Here is a 15315-nt window from a genome sequence, read left to right as displayed (position 1 = left end):
GGACACGGAAATGCAAAATAAATATCCTCTATGGAAAAACCTAATGCTGATTATTATTGCGGTTATTGGGTTTATTTACGCTATACCTAATTTGTATACAGAAAATCCTGTAGTACAGATTTCATCAGAGACACCTGTGGATTATGATGAATTAAAAAATCAGATAGAAGGTATCTTAAAAAAAGATAATCTGCCTTTTAAATCCCTCAACGCTCAAAATGAAGGGGTCGAGGTTGTTTTTTCATCGACTGACTCCCAGTTATTAGCTCGCGATACCATCAAAAATGCTTTGGGATCCCAATACACTGTGGCTCTGAATCTAGCTCCATCCACACCCAATTGGTTGGATGCAATTCGTGCTAACCCAATGAAACAAGGTCTGGACTTACGTGGTGGGGTGCATTTTCTGTTAGAAGTTGATATAGACAGTGTTATTAGCCGTCGTTATGAAGGGATAATGAAAAATATTAGCCAAGAGTTACGTGATCTTGGCATTCGCTATACAGGCATTCGTTACATAGCTGACAAAGGTGTGAACTTACGCTTCCGTGATGGTGAGTCCATGGATAATGCTTATTTGGGCTTAAAGGAAAAAATTCCTGACCTCATCTTTGTAAAAAGCAAAACAGATAATGAAATTCTAGTATCGATTTCGCCTGTCGAATTAAACAAGACGCGCCAAAATACGATTGAGCAAACAATGAGTATTTTGCGTAACAGGGTTAATGAGTTAGGTGTTGGCGAAGCAGTGGTGCAACAACAGGGGGCAACTCGTGTTGCTGTTGATTTACCAGGAATTCAAGATGCTGCGCGCGCAAAGCAAATTCTTGGAGGCACTGCGACCTTGCAATTCTACCTGGTGGACCAAGACAATGATCCGCAAATTGCGAAACAAACAGGTGCGATTCCTGTCAATGATAAATTACTCATTATGGATGGACGTCCCATTCTGTTAAAGAGGCAAGTGGTATTGAGTGGTGATTCAATTACCTCAGCAGTTTCCAGTTATGATCAGCAAACAGCTACCCCTGCAGTGCAAATACAACTTGGCGGAGGTGGTGAGAGTCTGTTTACCAAAGTTACTCGTGAGAATATTGGTAAACGTATGGCCATTGTGTATGTTGAAACAAAAAACACCATACAAAACATAAATGGAGAAGAAAAGAGAGTCACTCATAGAGAAGAGCGTGTTATTAGTGCTCCAGTTATCCAAAATGCTTTGGGAAATAATTTTCAGATTACTGGTCTTACTGATAATAAAGAAGCAAGTAATTTGGCTTTATTGCTTAGAGCAGGGGCTTTACCTGCTGCCATCTATCCGATAGAAGAACGCACAGTAGGTCCAACCTTAGGTAAGGAGAATATTCGTAGAGGTATTGTTTCCTTAGCGGTTGGTATGGGCTTAATTCTCATCTTGATGCCAATCTATTATCGGTTTTTCGGACTCATTGCGGATATTGCGTTGTTGCTTAACCTGGTTTTGCTCTGTGCTTTATTGTCTCTGATTGATGCAACACTGACGCTCCCAGGCATTGCAGGAATTGTATTGACGGTTGGTATGGCAGTAGATGCCAACGTCCTGATTTACGAGCGTATTCGAGAGGAATTGCGGCATGGATTGTCACCTCAAGCAGCAATTAGTGCCGGATACGATCGTGCTTTTTCTACGATTCTTGATGCGAACGTAACGACACTAATTGTAGCAATCATTTTGTTTGCTGTTGGTACAGGACCTGTACGTGGGTTCGCAGTAACACTTTCTTTAGGGTTATTAACTTCTATGCTAACCGGTATCACTTACACCCGAGGGATTGTAAATTGGTATTATGGCGGCAGGGTTGTTAAAAAATTGTCTATTGGTATTTAAGGCGGGGCTCAGATGGAATTTTTTAATCCAAATTCAAATGTGGACTTTATGGGTGCTCGCCGTTGGACGGCGACGTTCTCTATATTAATTTTTGTGCTTTCTATAGGCGCTTTATTGATTCATGGCTTGAAGTGGGGGCTTGATTTTACTGGCGGAACTCAAATTGAAGTTTCTTATTCTTCTGCTGCAGATTTATCTTCAATAAGGGAAAGTCTGAATAAGGCAGGATTTAAAGAAGCTCAGGTAGTGAGTTACGGTACTTCTAAGGATGTATTAATCAGTATCGCTCCTCGAGAAGACAAAGAGCAGGCTCGTCTGGTTGATCAAGTCATGAGTGTACTACCAGGCGCTGTAAAGCAGCGAGTTGATTTTGTTGGACCGCAAGTAGGGCAAGAGTTAGCAACTAAGGGCGCCTTGGCCGTTCTTGTTTCTTTGTTAGCGACGATGATTTATATTGCTATGCGTTTCGAGTACCGGCTTGCAGTGAGTTCTGCTGTTGCATTGGTGCATGACCCTGTATTGATATTGGGTGTTTTTGCCTTTTTCGGCATTGAATTTGATTTGAAAGCACTAGCTGGGTTGTTAGCAGTAATTGGTTATTCTCTAAATGATACTATTGTAGTTTTTGATAGGGTACGGGAGAATTTTATTAAGGTTCGCCGTTCCTCTCCCATTGAAATTATGAATGTTTCGATTAACCAAACGTTATCGCGAACTATTATGACTTCTGTGTTAACGCTTTTCGTAGTAGTTGCACTCTTTATTTATGGAGGCGAAGCCATACGTGGATTTTCGCTGGCGTTGATCATTGGTATTGTGATCGGAACATATTCATCGATTTATGTTGCTGGGGCTTTAGCTGTAGTTATGGGACTGGATAAAAAAGACTTTATGCCTAACCAGCGCAAAGAAGTTGATAGTCGCCCCTAATTCCTAGCTTGGGAGCGCGCAGCGAAACCTGGGTCTCTCTGCCGCACCCAGGCTGCTTTTACTTTTATAGCGGCAAATTTTCAAAAAAGAAATCATGCAATTGAATTAGAAAAGTGCAATTCCAGGTACCCAGGTTTTTTCTTAAACAAGTGAGAATGGTTCCAAGTCCGCTTCTTCATCATTTTTCTGTGTCTCTTCTTTTTTCTCTGACTCTTGTTGCACTTCGGATGATTCCAGTGCTTTAGTGCGTGCAGCTAATTGTTTCTTTAGTTCTTCAATTACTTCAGGAGGAATGTGTACAGGTTTTTCGGAGTCTTTTATTTCTTCCCCCTCAATGCGAATTTCACCTCCATCAGTGATTTCGAGAATTTTTTTAGTATATCCCTGGGGTAATGCATCCTCAGGAACTAGTTGAATAGGAATACCCGAAACTATTGTAGCTCCATCAACAACACGTATTCCATCAATTGGAGCAAGTTGTGATGGTTTACTGTAGTAACGATTGATTAGAGAACATATAGACCAGAGTAAATTATATGCTGCATCAAAAGGAAGGCCTACTCCTATCCCTATGCCTTGTCCCAGATAACCTCCTGCTGTGCTCATAATATGGGCCAAACTTATTGTACAAAAAGAAGTGAAGAGTTTCGTGGCAATTACTGGTGCCAAAAGGGCAACTCCGGTTGGCCCAGCGGGACTAAAAACTAATAAAGTACTTCCAACAAGCGCTGTTAATTGAACACGGGGAGATACTGCGGAGGTAGAGTTGCTTATTCCCTCCGCCAATACAACACCTACAGTAGCTCCTGCATAAGCCAAAGCAGTACCGAAGAAGGGTTGGGTGAGTGAAATCACAGGGAAGTTTGTAAACTGATCTTTAGTCTCTTTTGTTCGGGACATTCCTTTTAAAAACTCGGTGAATTCTTTCCAATCTTTTTCAGAAAAAGGTCTAAGTCCATTTTTTTCTAACGCAGCATTAGCGTGCTCAAAAGCATTTGGTGTTTTTATGATCCGCTCTGCGGTCAAAAGACACGTTTCTTTATCTTCATCATCGAGATAATTTTCAGAGGTTATGCCCAAGTTGTCTTCGATAATTCGATATAAGACAGAGTTTCGCTTTGAACTTCCAATCTGAGATTCTACATACAAACACGCAGCGATCATAAATCGTGTTGCAATGATGTATACTTGACGTTGTATTGGTGTTTTGATGTCCTCTTCATTAATCAAATGTATTTTAAGTAGTACTTTCACTTTTTCTAAGAATGAAATTTGCTTGTTTCTACTGACTACATCAGTTCCACCAAAAAAAATCGGCGTACTAATAATTGATGGTTTTTCGTTCAAATCAATTTTTTTTTCTGCTTCGTAAGTTTTACGTAAATTGTCAAATTTTGCGATACGTCCTGGCGCAAGAATAAAGTGCATAATATCCCCCTTCCATTGGCATTTTTTTGTGTCTGATACACGTGTAATTCCTTTAGCATATTTTATCTTACTTCGTAATTGTATAAATGCAATGTTATTTGATTATTTTTTACTAAATTGCTTCAATATATTGAACGTTTTTATTTTATTTAGTAATTAACATGTTGAAATGATGCATTTTTTCAGGATTATGATACTTTTAACTTAATGGCTAATAGTTATTAGACTTCTTTGAAGACCCGCTACAGAGAAAAGTGTGAGGAGATGCGGAGTGTAGAACCGGTATACGCAAGTACATGCGGATTTCGAGCCCTATCAATTTTTCTCTGTAGCAGGACTTCCGGATATGTCTATTGTATGTTGTGGGTGCAAGTAGGGTTAACTTGGGTGTGTAAGCCATAATCCAAGCAACTAGCAGATGAAGGATATTTTCGGAGTCATGCTTACTTCTCCCAGACTGTATTTTACAGGAACAGAGAAGGTGACTGAATTGATAAATGATATGAAAAAAGTGAGTTTCATGGAAAGGCTGAAACATTTATTTATGCTTCTTCGTGTGTCCCACTGGGCCAAAGCAGTCTTTGTAATGCTGGGATTTTGTTACACACCTATTCCTGGATATTTTATACCTGCTTTACTTGCTTCTTTGGCTTTCTGCCTTATCTCAAGCGCTGTTTATATTTATAATGATATTGAAGACAGAATTGAAGACAGTTTGCATCCTCACAAACGACATAGGCCACTCGCGAGCGGAAAAGTTTCTCTTTCTGAAGCAATTTTTATGCTGTTTTTATTGCTGGTTACGGGGCTTACCTTGGGTTGGTTGATTTCTAAAAAACTGGCCATAATTCTCAGTGTTTATTTAGTAATTAATATTGCTTACAACCATCTTTTCAAACTTATCCCCATCATAGACGTACTTTGTATTGCTGCAGGATTTATGCTGCGCGTATTAGCCGGTACTTTGGGTATTGGCTTACCCATTTCTACCTGGCTAATTACGGCAGTAACTTTACTTAGCCTTTTTATCGCTTTAAACAAACGACAAATGGAAATGCAATTAGGCTTAAAGCATGCGACACGTAAGGTATTGAAAAAATATAATCCTCTGGTACTTCATTGGCTGATTGTAACCATAGGCCTTGCCAGTTTCATTACGTATGTTTTTTACATCGTTTATGTTCGAGATGAGTCTTTTTATTTTATGTTGACAGTACCTTTCGCAGCAATTGCATTGTGGCGTTTTGCCTGGCTGGCAAGACAAAACATTGAGAATGATGATCCGGTTATTGTTTTTTTAAGTGATCAATTATCGCGAATTAATCTTTGGTGTTTCGTAATTTTGACCTTTATGGCTTTGGCCCAATGAAACCTGGGGTGCGTTAGTATGACAGCATCCCTGATTTTATTATTTTTTATTTATTTGCTCTGATACAAGATCCTTTGATCTTTCTTTTTATTCCAGTGATGAGTTTGGTGGGTTGTCGTTATTTTATTCAAACCCCAGATAAAGGCGACTCTTTATGCTATTAATTTGAATTATATTATTTCATATTGTTTAAATAATTTGGTAGGCTATTATTCTTCGAAACAAAGATATGAGTAGTTTGTTAGGACTTTTTGTAAAAAACAGCATTTTATCATTTTAACTTCGCTTATTAAAAAAGACGAAGTAATATATACCCTGAGTGATATTTGTTTAAAACCTGAATTGAGTAAATCCTTTAAATACAAATTAAGTAAAACTTATATAAGTATTAGCCCCAACTCAATTTATTGCTATGAACTATATGAACGCTCCACTCCTGCTTTACCAGAGGAGATAAATTTCGATTAGGGTTTACCAGGGTTGTAGTGATTTTTTGATGAGATACAATTTAACATAGTGTACTATCTCACGATGATAAGATAATAAAAATGAGTAAAGGATGAGCTTTGTATGAGACATAAAATGTCAGTGTTGTTGCAAAAACTGCATAAAAAAACCCCTGTTTTTCTGTGTGATATTTTTGCGATTCCTGTCGCATGGTACGCAGCGCATTGGCTGCGTTATAACATGCAACCCTTTCCTAAAATATTAGCTTCTTCCCACTCCATTCTAGCCTTGGCTCTGCTAACAGTGATTCAAGTGTCTTGTTATTTTTACTTCAAAACATACCGTGGTTTGTGGCGCTTTTTTTCATTAAACGATGTAGTTCGAATTTTAAAAGCGACGCTGACTACTACAGTGTTGGGAATTTCCGTTTTATACGCAACTTCAATGCTGCATGAACTGCCTCGTTCCGTATTTCCATTATATTGCATGATCTTAACTACCATGCTTTGCAGCTGCAGGTTATTGAGAAGGATTTATTGGGATAAGAGGGCCAGAGGCAGTAAAGCAACTGAAATTAAACGTGTGCTTATTATTGGTGCCGGTATGGCCGGTGAGGGACTTGCTCGTGATTTAAAACGCTCCAATCGGTATAGGCCTATAGGTTTTATTGATGATAATGTAGCGAAACGCGGCTTAGAGGTTCATGGTATCCCTGTTCTTGGAACCTCCAGCCAAATTGTGGAGCGCGTCCATAAGTATAAGATTGATTTGATTTTTATCGCGATTCCTTCAGCAAGCTCTTCAGTAATGCGCCGAATCGTAACCTGTTGTGAGGAAAGTCAAACTCCATTTAGCACACTTCCTAGTCTTAATGCTTTAGCGTCTGGAAGGGTAGAGGTAAATGCATTAAGACCTGTCAATATAGAAGATTTGTTGGGCAGAGATCAGGTTAATTTACAATGGGACCGACTATCGGCCGGTCTTGCAGGAAAAAGAGTATTGGTTACTGGCGGGGGAGGATCCATTGGATCAGAACTATGCCGTCAAATTTTAGCCCTTAAACCCAAGAGTTTAGCTATAGTTGAAAACAGTGAATTTAATTTATATCAAATAGAGCTTGAGCTGAAGCAAAATTTTCCAGATATTCCTTTAGAGCTTAAGCTGATCAGTGTTACAGATGAAGTAGCTATTAATCATTTATTTACGGAGTTCTTACCTGAAATCGTATTCCATGCTGCAGCGTATAAGCATGTTCCACTTTTGCAAGATCAAATACGTGTTGCTGTGATGAACAACGTGCTTGGAACCCAAGTTGTTGCAAAGGCCAGTGTTGCAGTTAATGTTGAAAAATTTATTTTGATTTCCACTGATAAAGCAGTAAATCCGACCAACATCATGGGAACTACCAAGCGGGTTGCTGAGATTTATTGCCAGAATCTGGATGGAAGAGCTAAGACACAATTCATTACGGTTCGTTTTGGAAATGTTTTAGGCTCTGCAGGAAGTGTTGTTCCATTATTCCAAAAACAATTACAAAGCGGGGGCCCAATCAAAGTCACTCATCCTGATATGCAACGGTATTTTATGACAATACCTGAAGCATCCCAATTGATTTTGCAAGCCATGGTTAATGGAAAGGGCGGAGAAATTTTTGTTTTGGATATGGGAGAACCTGTTAAAATCAGCTACTTGGCTGAGCAAATGATTCGCCTGGCTGGGAAAGAGCCTGGAAAAGACATTATGATTGAATACACTGGATTACGCCCAGGAGAGAAATTATTTGAAGAGTTGTTCCATGAGTCAGAGCAATTGGCTTCAACAGAGCATGAAAAATTATTCAAGGCAAAAGTCCGTGAACTTAACTGGGAAGAATTAATCCAAACAATGCGTTTATTAAATACAGCGTGTGAAGAGAATCAGGCCGATGAGTTATTTATTTTATTGAAGAGTTTGGTTCCTGAATTAAATACAACAAGTGTGATACCAGCAATCTAATTTGTTGTTGCTGTGCTTTATTGAATAAGAGGTTTTAAATGATTTCTTACGATGATTTCGCCAAAGTTGAATTGCGTTCAGGCACAATTGTTAAGGTTGAAGAATTTCCTCGCACAAACAAACCTGCATATAAAGTTTGGGTAGATTTTGGTAAGGATATAGGAGTATTACAAACCTCTGCGCAAATCACCGTGAATTATACGCCAGAAACCTTGGTAGGACGCTCTGTAGTCGGCTGCGTCAATTTGGGTGAAAAAAATATCGCAGGTTTTATTTCTCAATTTTTATTGGTTGGATTCTCTGATGAGAATGGCGCCATATGCCTAGTAACTACCGATCCTAAAGTTCCAAATGGACAAAAATTGCATTAATAGAATCATTGAGTTGACAACATGTGGTGAAAACGTAGCAAAACTGGTTTTTAAGTCATTGAAATAAAGAAATAAAACCTGGGTTTTACAACAGTATCACCCAGGCTACATAAGAACTACACGTGTTAAACCGGAGGGAAAAGATCCTGAAACTTAACTCGAGATTTCAGGTGCAATGCTTTTTTCCTTTTCTTTGATAAGTCAAAAAGTTTATAGATAATTATAGGAACAATAAAGCTAACCATACCTATATAAAAAGCAAGTTTATAAGTAGGATCTTTATTCAGTACCAGGAAAAACAAGGCAATACACATCAGTATGATGGCAAGTATTCCTGTGTAGGGGGAGTAGGGGGTAACATAACGCAGATTCGCTGTTGTATATCCAGCTTGATATAATCTGCTTCTAAAACGAATTTGTGAGGTGCATAAGGAGATCCATGCCAGGGTTCCAGTAAATCCAGATACTAGAAGTAGTGCGATATAAAGCTGGGTTTGCCCGAACAAGTAACCCACTCCTAAAAGAATCCAGATGGTAATCAAGGTTGCAATGATTGCATTTTGGGGTACAGAGTTTTGATTGAATTTAGAAAAAGTGTGTGGCGCCATGCCATCGCGTGCTAATGCATTGAGTGCGCGAACAGTACCATAAAACCCTGAGTTAGCACAGGATAAAGTAGCACTTAGAGTCACAAAACTGGTTACCGCGCCTGCCCATTTAAGATTGTAATAGTTTAAGGCATCAGCAAATACTGAATTGGATAAACCGGCCTTTTGCCATGGGAAAATTAATACCAGACAAAATACGGGAATAATATATATAAAAAGGATTCTTAAAGTTACATTTCGAATGGCGTGGGGAATCATGCGTGCGGGGTTTTCTGATTCTCCTGCAGCAAGTCCAATGATTTCAGACCCCTGGTAGTTCACCAGTAAAAGCACCATCGCGGTTAACAGGGACATCACTCCGTTAGGAAGAAGTCCCCCATCACCTAAAATATATCTGGAGCCAATAATTCCACTGGATTCTGGGCTGTGGATTAGGCCAAAGAAAATTAAAAGTGCTAAAATAACAAATCCTAATAAAGCCAAAATCTTAATCAAAGCCAGCCAAAATTCGATTTCACCAAATGTGTCTACTTTAGCCAAGTTAATGTAGGTAATTAGTAAACCAAAGCAAAGAGCCCATACATAACCATTCACCCCAGTAAACATTTCCATGATTATCCCGCCCGCAACGCATTCGGCAGGGATATATGCTACCCAACTGATCCAATAAGACCATCCTACGCCACAGGCAACTGATGGAGATATAAAATCAGCGGTGTAAGTTACAAACGAGCCTGAAATGGGAATAGCCACAGCAAGTTCACCCATGCAAAGCATGGTTAGGAAGATAATCAATCCGCCTAGTATATAGGCTAGAAACACTGCAGGACCTACCAGGTTGATTACCTCACCTGTGCCTAAAAAATAACCTGAGCCGATAATGCCCCCTAAGGCAATGAGTTGCACATGGCGGTCTTTTAATCTTCGGCTATAGCCACTGTCTTTTACAGGCTTATCTGTTTCCATCTTACTCTTTTTCACGGGCTGTTTATTTCTCACAGGTTGTCATATTTTTGGGTGACGCTATGTTATATTCATCTTTAATAATTTAAAACTAAATTTTTCCTATTTATACTAATTTTTTTTAAAAACTGATATAAAAAATTAGCAAGCAGAACATTATAAATCATTTTTTACCTAATTGAACTTTTATTTGCTAGTTTAGCGAAAATTATTACAGCAAAAGCATCGGATTCTGCTGTAATTTAGAGGTTGAACCAATGAAAAAGCTTATAATAATTGTTTTTTTTATAAAAAAAATAGTTATTCTTTTTTATTTCCGAGAATTATGAATAACCCCAATCAGTTGCATCATCACTTAACTTAAGTATACTTTCTATAGCGCCGCTGTAGCTCAGTCGGTAGAGCAGTTGATTCGTAATCAAGAGGTCGGAGGTTCGACTCCTCTCAGCGGCATAGTAAAATCAATGAGTTACAAATAGAAAGTTAAAAATTGAAAAAATTTGGTACCGTTTTTGGTACCTGTTTTGAAATGTAATTAATAGACATTAATTGATATCAAAATAATAACATGGGTATTCTGGTTCTTTCCCAATTAGGAGCAGCTTTAATCATTCGCAGAGCACCCTAACACGAACCCTATAATTTTCTAAAACCATAAGTTCGGTTTAAATGAGAACAAAATACAATATAAATGATCATTTTGTGAGTTTATATAGATCATAGTGTAAAAAAACACTCCTTAATATGATTGTCTTGGTGAAATAATAAAATTATAATCCAATACTGTTATTCAAGGATATTAATAAGGAGATGTTATGAACGTATATTATTCTAATAGAATTGATACCGACGAAGATAAGGATGAATATATGCCTTGGTAAATAAAGGAGATATAAGTATCTCCTTTTATAGTTTTATATTGATATGAAATTAGTTTTTAACAATGATGTTCTAGCGGTCATTGATGATTTCCTGGAGCAACCATCTTTTGAAAAAATTTGGAATTTTATTCAAACTGAAAAATTCAAGTTTGTTCACTCTTCTAAATGGGTAAATGCTTTTAGTCTTGAGGATGGATCTCCTCTATGGGGCAGCGTTACTATTTCTCATCCTAGGCCGGAAGCTTGCACAACAGAGCAAGTTTATCCTACAAACAAAACTATTGATTTATTTATAAATGAATTAATTGCAAGCTCCTCTGATTATTCTCATTTAATTGGTTTCAAGGATAGAGATTGGGATTTTTTCTATGCTAGACCATATCTATATCCTAGAGGATCAGGACTTTCTTGGCATACTGATGGTAAGTATAAAATTTCAGGAGCCTATGTATATTACTGCCATCCAATTTGGGACATAAATTGGGGAGCTGAATTACTAATAAATCCTACTCCTCAACTTGATTTCGATTATCCCGAAGTGACGTTAATCAACAATAAGAAGAAAAAAGTAGGATACCATATAAATAGCGCTGAATTGAATAAATATGCCGATGATGGAGTTGGATATTATATTGTCCCAAAACCCAATAGGTTGGTTATTTTTAAAAATAATATTCTGCACTGCATAAAAAAAGTAGAAAATGCAGCCGGTAATCATGTTAGAGCATCAATAACGGGTTTTTTTATGAGTAATGAGAAAATACATGAAACGAAAGAGGCAGAAAAAGAACATTCAATCTAAGAGTTATTTGTATTAGTTTAGTCCGGCCAACTTATTGATACTATCAATCTTAATATGCTTGGAATTATAAAATGAATTTAGTGCATGAAATCACACCTACACTAGCTCAGGAAAAAGTAAATTTTGTTATTTCGATACCCAACTCTGATGAGGCAGCCTTATCTAACTTTATTCTTAGAGAAGAAGATGTTCCTTATAATGAACAACCAAGTCATTATCAATTTAAAAAGTGGTCTGCTTGGTGTTCCGCCCATTTCTCTTCCTATTACTACTATATTAAGTATAAAAATGCTCTCTTAAGATGTAAGCAATTTTTGTATGACTTTGGACCTTTATCAACATTAGATCACGCTGCTCTATACGATCATTGGGTTTGGGAAATGAAACCCCACGTATTGAATCAGGAAAATATTTGCTGGATTGGTTATGATTATTCAAAATCGAAAACGTTAAGTTTTTTATGTTATGGGACTAATATTGAACTTCGTCTGCTTGAAGGAAATTTGAAGGACGAAGAATTTTTAGAACTTTGTAAATTTTTTTATCCTCTTTCATCATCAAATGAAATCTTAAAAAAGAGTTTTTTTGAACTATCCTATTGGTCACGTTACCGCAACTGCCTAGAAAATGCTTGCATTAATAGCAATGAATATAAACCACCTTCGAGTTTATGGAATTTAAGATGGCCAATGCATAATATCCTTAGAGGCAGCAAGCCGGATTGCTATATCAAGTACTCAAACCAACTTAACTTAGACTTTATTCCAGATAGCCAAATTATTTATGGTAATGAAAATCAAATAGAAGAAATTCAATTTGTCCTGTTTCCGAAGAATGGAAAGAAAAATCAAATGGTATGGTTTCGTGTTTTCAATAAAGCCTCTTTTCCAATAAAGAAGCCAGCCCTCTCTAGATTGCCTAGTATGAATTCATTTAGTGGCTATAGTAATTTTAATTTAACAGTTCTAAACCCGAAAAGTAGTATGATTGCGAGCAATATATACATTGCAAGTCTTAATAATTGTTATGGACCACATGATGTCCTTTGGTGGGATAATGAAAATGCTTATCTAATGCAACTAAGTGCAAGCGCTAATAACTCTATAGAGTATTTGAAGGTAATTTTTTGTCAACTTATAGAAGACAAATGATCCATAGATTTATGCACTTTTAGTATGGATATATTAAGCTAGCGCCCAAAGCTACTAGGAAGGCTCCAATCCACTGATATCGAGAAATCTTTTCACCAATAAAATAAGCAAATATTTGCGCAAATACCACTGAGGTATTACGGAGAGTAAGGGCTAGCCCAGCTTCAGAATGACGCAATCCGATTAAAAATAATAAGAAGGATAATGCGCTTATAATTCCTCCTAGAGAAGTTATTTTCCAATTGGATTTGACTTGTTCTTTGAATACTCGTCTTTGTTTTTTCTTCATCAAAAGAAAAACACAAGGTAAAGCTATCCATAAAGCGGCAGAAAAGAGTGCGGCTGGGTTTGCACCATATGCCAAAGAACGACCATAGCATAAATGATAACCAGCAATGCAGATACCACATAAAACAGGGAAGAATAATTGTCTTGATTGATCAGAGTTAAAAGTTTGGCTTGTAAGTATTAATCCAGAAAATACAGAAGATATTCCAATGATATTAAATAAATTTATATTCTCACCAAGGAAACATGCTGAGATAAACCAGACAATTACCATGGCGCTTCCTCGCATAATAATATAAGCTTTACCAAGCGAAGATTGACTAAGACTAATGGCTAATGTGATTATATAGCCACCTTCAAATAAACCAGATGTTAATGCCCATAAAAAAGAATCAGATGTTTCAAACAACGGGCCAGAGAAAAAAGGAATAAATACAAGCGAGAATATAGTTGCAAAACTCATAATTCCCAGTACTTCGTAATAGGGTGTTGAATTGCGTTTGGCAAATGTATTCCATGCTGCATGGAGGATTGCAGATAAAATTATAAATACACCAGAACCCATTTCAGTTCATTTCGAGATAAATAATCGATTATTCTAACATTGAACCAACAGCCTATAACATAAAATTTTTAAAACCTAATAGAAATTGCAAAGTGATTTTAGAGTTTAAAGTATTAAAAAAGATGCCCCAAAGAGGGGCTTAAAAGTTCGCAAAAATATATGTCTGTCCACCAAACTCTACCGAACAATAATCACTAATAAAAAGATCCCGAGCAAAAGCTTCAAAATCAAAATAGCAGATCAAATTATCCGGCATTTGATGGGCATAACAGTCATCAAATAACTGCCTGGAAAAATCAACCTCTGAATCATAACAACCTTGGTAATGATCCTCCAGCATGGTTTGTGCATCATCTACCAAATAATCGCAGAGAAGGGCTAAGCCTAGCTCTCCGTGTTCTTGAATAAATGAAGCATACTCCACAATATTACTTATTGACTCATACTCATGGATTTTGATGCTGCCGAATCCTTCATAATCATGTATGGCGTATTCTTCAGCATTGGGTTCAGGGCTGTTATCCAGCATTTCCCAGATTTCTTCCATAATGTCATCTTCGCTTTGTGTGGCATCTATCCAAACACCATGCAGAATGGCATTGTTGTATGAGGCTAAACACGCGACGTAGATTGAAGGGGTGTCCATGGGATTATCTCCTTGTATTAAGGGAGCAATCCCACACGGGAGCTTGCTCCCGTGGTAGGGTATGATTAAAACGGAATTTCTTCTGAATCCGGTTGCAACATTTCACGCATTTGCGCCATGTGCTGTTCTGCGGTTTTGTTGCTAGATTCATCAGCTGATTTGGGTGAGCTGAGTAGCTGAATATGGTTGACAATAATGCTTAAGGCTTGACGTGCTTTGCCTTCGTTGTCTGTCCATTGATTAGAACGCAGTTTACCTTCTAGGTATACATGTGAACCTTTCTTTAAATACTCAGCGACTTTGGTTAGCTTTCCAAATAGTACCAGCTGATGCCATTCCACTCTGGTCTGCCATTCATCATTCTGTTTGAATGATTCATTGGTAGCCAAAGTAGCTGTGACAAAAGATTGTCCATCTTTTCCAGTGACGATTTTGGGATCAGCACCAAGATTGCCAATTAATTGAACTCGGTTTAAAGATGCAGTCATTGTATTCTCCTGTTATTGTTAAATCTGAGCGGTATAACAGAAAAACATCCGCATAGGCAGGTGGTTTTCTGTTATGCGGATAAGACTTAATTTGTTTCAATTAACAAGCAATTCGTTGAGTATCGAACTGTTTGACAAAGGAAATCAAAGATTCCAGTTTGTGCAAACTTAACTCTGCCTGTTGAATGTCATAGGGATTAATTTGCAGTCGATGACGACTTAAATCATTCACACAACAATTCAGTTCAAACAGCAAATGTTCAATTTCAAGTTGCGCTGGTTCCTGCTGTTGCATGGTATGCTCCTTAGGGGTAGGGAGGATTAGCCCCAAAGGGACTATGAATCCCAATTGGGTTATGCAAAAAGATCACCGAAACATCGGTTGATTTACCTGGTTATTAATGATGATGTGCTTGAAGCACTCCTCGGGCGTAAAGCCGTAAAGACAACTCCTGATGGGTTTCCCTGCTAAACGCTTTGCCATGGAATTAGGGAACAAGATGGCATATCACAAGA

13 protein-coding genes and 1 tRNA gene are annotated in these 15315 nt (G+C 37.7%); 8 read left to right on the top strand and 6 right to left on the bottom strand.

The window, feature by feature from the left end:
* The first annotated feature begins 10 nt into the window (after positions 1 to 10).
* Positions 11 to 1867, top strand: a complete 1857-nt coding sequence (secD, locus tag Lpar_RS16540) for a protein translocase subunit SecD (protein ID WP_058518867.1) — start codon at positions 11 to 13, stop codon at positions 1865 to 1867.
* Between the two features lie 12 nt (positions 1868 to 1879).
* Positions 1880 to 2797 carry a protein translocase subunit SecF gene (secF, locus tag Lpar_RS16535; protein ID WP_058518866.1) on the top strand — a complete coding sequence of 306 codons (918 nt, stop codon included), beginning with the start codon at positions 1880 to 1882 and terminating at the stop codon, positions 2795 to 2797.
* A gap of 141 nt (positions 2798 to 2938) precedes the next feature.
* On the opposite strand, the gene Lpar_RS16530 is transcribed toward secF, so the two are convergent.
* Entirely contained in the window at positions 2939 to 4225 is a 1287-nt protein-coding gene (locus Lpar_RS16530) for a hypothetical protein (RefSeq protein WP_058518865.1), read from the bottom strand.
* Positions 4226 to 4706: 481 nt separating this feature from the next.
* On the opposite strand from Lpar_RS16530, the gene Lpar_RS16525 reads away from it, so the two are divergent.
* The 3 genes from Lpar_RS16525 (at position 4707) to Lpar_RS16515 (ending at position 8407) form a co-directional block, all read left to right on the top strand.
* Positions 4707 to 5594, top strand: coding sequence for a decaprenyl-phosphate phosphoribosyltransferase (locus tag Lpar_RS16525; protein ID WP_058519309.1), 888 nt, complete (start codon positions 4707 to 4709; stop codon positions 5592 to 5594).
* A gap of 570 nt (positions 5595 to 6164) precedes the next feature.
* Complete coding sequence (locus tag Lpar_RS16520; protein WP_058518864.1) at positions 6165 to 8036, top strand: polysaccharide biosynthesis protein; 1872 nt, start codon at positions 6165 to 6167, stop codon at positions 8034 to 8036.
* 38 nt (positions 8037 to 8074) lie between these two features.
* Entirely contained in the window at positions 8075 to 8407 is a 333-nt protein-coding gene (locus Lpar_RS16515; protein WP_058518863.1) for a tRNA-binding protein, read from the top strand.
* Positions 8408 to 8532: 125 nt separating this feature from the next.
* Here the strand turns inward: Lpar_RS16515 and Lpar_RS16510 are convergent, their stop codons facing one another.
* Positions 8533 to 9981, bottom strand: a complete 1449-nt coding sequence (locus tag Lpar_RS16510) for an amino acid permease (protein WP_115341224.1) — start codon at positions 9979 to 9981, stop codon at positions 8533 to 8535.
* A gap of 377 nt (positions 9982 to 10358) precedes the next feature.
* Between Lpar_RS16510 and Lpar_RS16505 the strand changes: the two genes are divergently transcribed.
* From Lpar_RS16505 to Lpar_RS16495, 3 genes are all read left to right on the top strand, one after another.
* Positions 10359 to 10431, top strand: a tRNA-Thr gene (locus Lpar_RS16505).
* Between the two features lie 471 nt (positions 10432 to 10902).
* Positions 10903 to 11661, top strand: coding sequence for a 2OG-Fe(II) oxygenase (locus tag Lpar_RS16500; protein WP_011946062.1), 759 nt, complete (start codon positions 10903 to 10905; stop codon positions 11659 to 11661).
* A gap of 71 nt (positions 11662 to 11732) precedes the next feature.
* Positions 11733 to 12812, top strand: coding sequence for a hypothetical protein (locus Lpar_RS16495; RefSeq protein ID WP_058518861.1), 1080 nt, complete (start codon positions 11733 to 11735; stop codon positions 12810 to 12812).
* Positions 12813 to 12831: 19 nt separating this feature from the next.
* Here the strand turns inward: Lpar_RS16495 and Lpar_RS16490 are convergent, their stop codons facing one another.
* The 4 genes from Lpar_RS16490 to Lpar_RS16475 all read right to left on the bottom strand — a co-directional run bounded on the left by Lpar_RS16490 (position 12832) and on the right by Lpar_RS16475 (position 15094).
* A complete protein-coding gene (locus Lpar_RS16490) occupies positions 12832 to 13665 on the bottom strand; it encodes an EamA family transporter (RefSeq protein ID WP_011946064.1) in 834 nt (277 codons plus the stop codon).
* A gap of 139 nt (positions 13666 to 13804) precedes the next feature.
* Positions 13805 to 14311: an antirestriction protein ArdA gene (locus tag Lpar_RS16485; protein ID WP_011946065.1), complete on the bottom strand. Its 507-nt coding sequence runs from the start codon at positions 14309 to 14311 to the stop codon at positions 13805 to 13807.
* Between the two features lie 65 nt (positions 14312 to 14376).
* On the bottom strand, positions 14377 to 14799 hold the full coding sequence (locus Lpar_RS16480) for a single-stranded DNA-binding protein (protein ID WP_011946066.1): 423 nt from the start codon (positions 14797 to 14799) through the stop codon (positions 14377 to 14379).
* A 100-nt stretch (positions 14800 to 14899) separates the two neighbouring features.
* Entirely contained in the window at positions 14900 to 15094 is a 195-nt protein-coding gene (locus Lpar_RS16475; RefSeq protein ID WP_011946067.1) for a hypothetical protein, read from the bottom strand.
* Positions 15095 to 15315: the final 221 nt, after the last annotated feature.

The organism is Legionella parisiensis, from assembly GCF_001467945.1.
In the GTDB taxonomy this organism is placed as follows: domain Bacteria; phylum Pseudomonadota; class Gammaproteobacteria; order Legionellales; family Legionellaceae; genus Legionella; species Legionella parisiensis.
This window is presented reverse-complemented; position numbering and strand designations above follow the sequence as displayed.

Coding starts and splice junctions, on each gene's coding strand:
- secD (WP_058518867.1), top strand. CDS start 11: ATGCAAAATAAATATCCTCTATGGAAAAACCTAATGCTGATTATTATT.
- secF (WP_058518866.1), top strand. CDS start 1,880: ATGGAATTTTTTAATCCAAATTCAAATGTGGACTTTATGGGTGCTCGC.
- Lpar_RS16530 (WP_058518865.1), bottom strand. CDS start 4,225: ATGCACTTTATTCTTGCGCCAGGACGTATCGCAAAATTTGACAATTTA.
- Lpar_RS16520 (WP_058518864.1), top strand. CDS start 6,165: ATGAGACATAAAATGTCAGTGTTGTTGCAAAAACTGCATAAAAAAACC.
- Lpar_RS16515 (WP_058518863.1), top strand. CDS start 8,075: ATGATTTCTTACGATGATTTCGCCAAAGTTGAATTGCGTTCAGGCACA.
- Lpar_RS16510 (WP_115341224.1), bottom strand. CDS start 9,981: ATGGAAACAGATAAGCCTGTAAAAGACAGTGGCTATAGCCGAAGATTA.
- Lpar_RS16500 (WP_011946062.1), top strand. CDS start 10,903: ATGAAATTAGTTTTTAACAATGATGTTCTAGCGGTCATTGATGATTTC.
- Lpar_RS16495 (WP_058518861.1), top strand. CDS start 11,733: ATGAATTTAGTGCATGAAATCACACCTACACTAGCTCAGGAAAAAGTA.
- Lpar_RS16490 (WP_011946064.1), bottom strand. CDS start 13,665: ATGGGTTCTGGTGTATTTATAATTTTATCTGCAATCCTCCATGCAGCA.
- Lpar_RS16485 (WP_011946065.1), bottom strand. CDS start 14,311: ATGGACACCCCTTCAATCTACGTCGCGTGTTTAGCCTCATACAACAAT.
- Lpar_RS16480 (WP_011946066.1), bottom strand. CDS start 14,799: ATGACTGCATCTTTAAACCGAGTTCAATTAATTGGCAATCTTGGTGCT.
- Lpar_RS16475 (WP_011946067.1), bottom strand. CDS start 15,094: ATGCAACAGCAGGAACCAGCGCAACTTGAAATTGAACATTTGCTGTTT.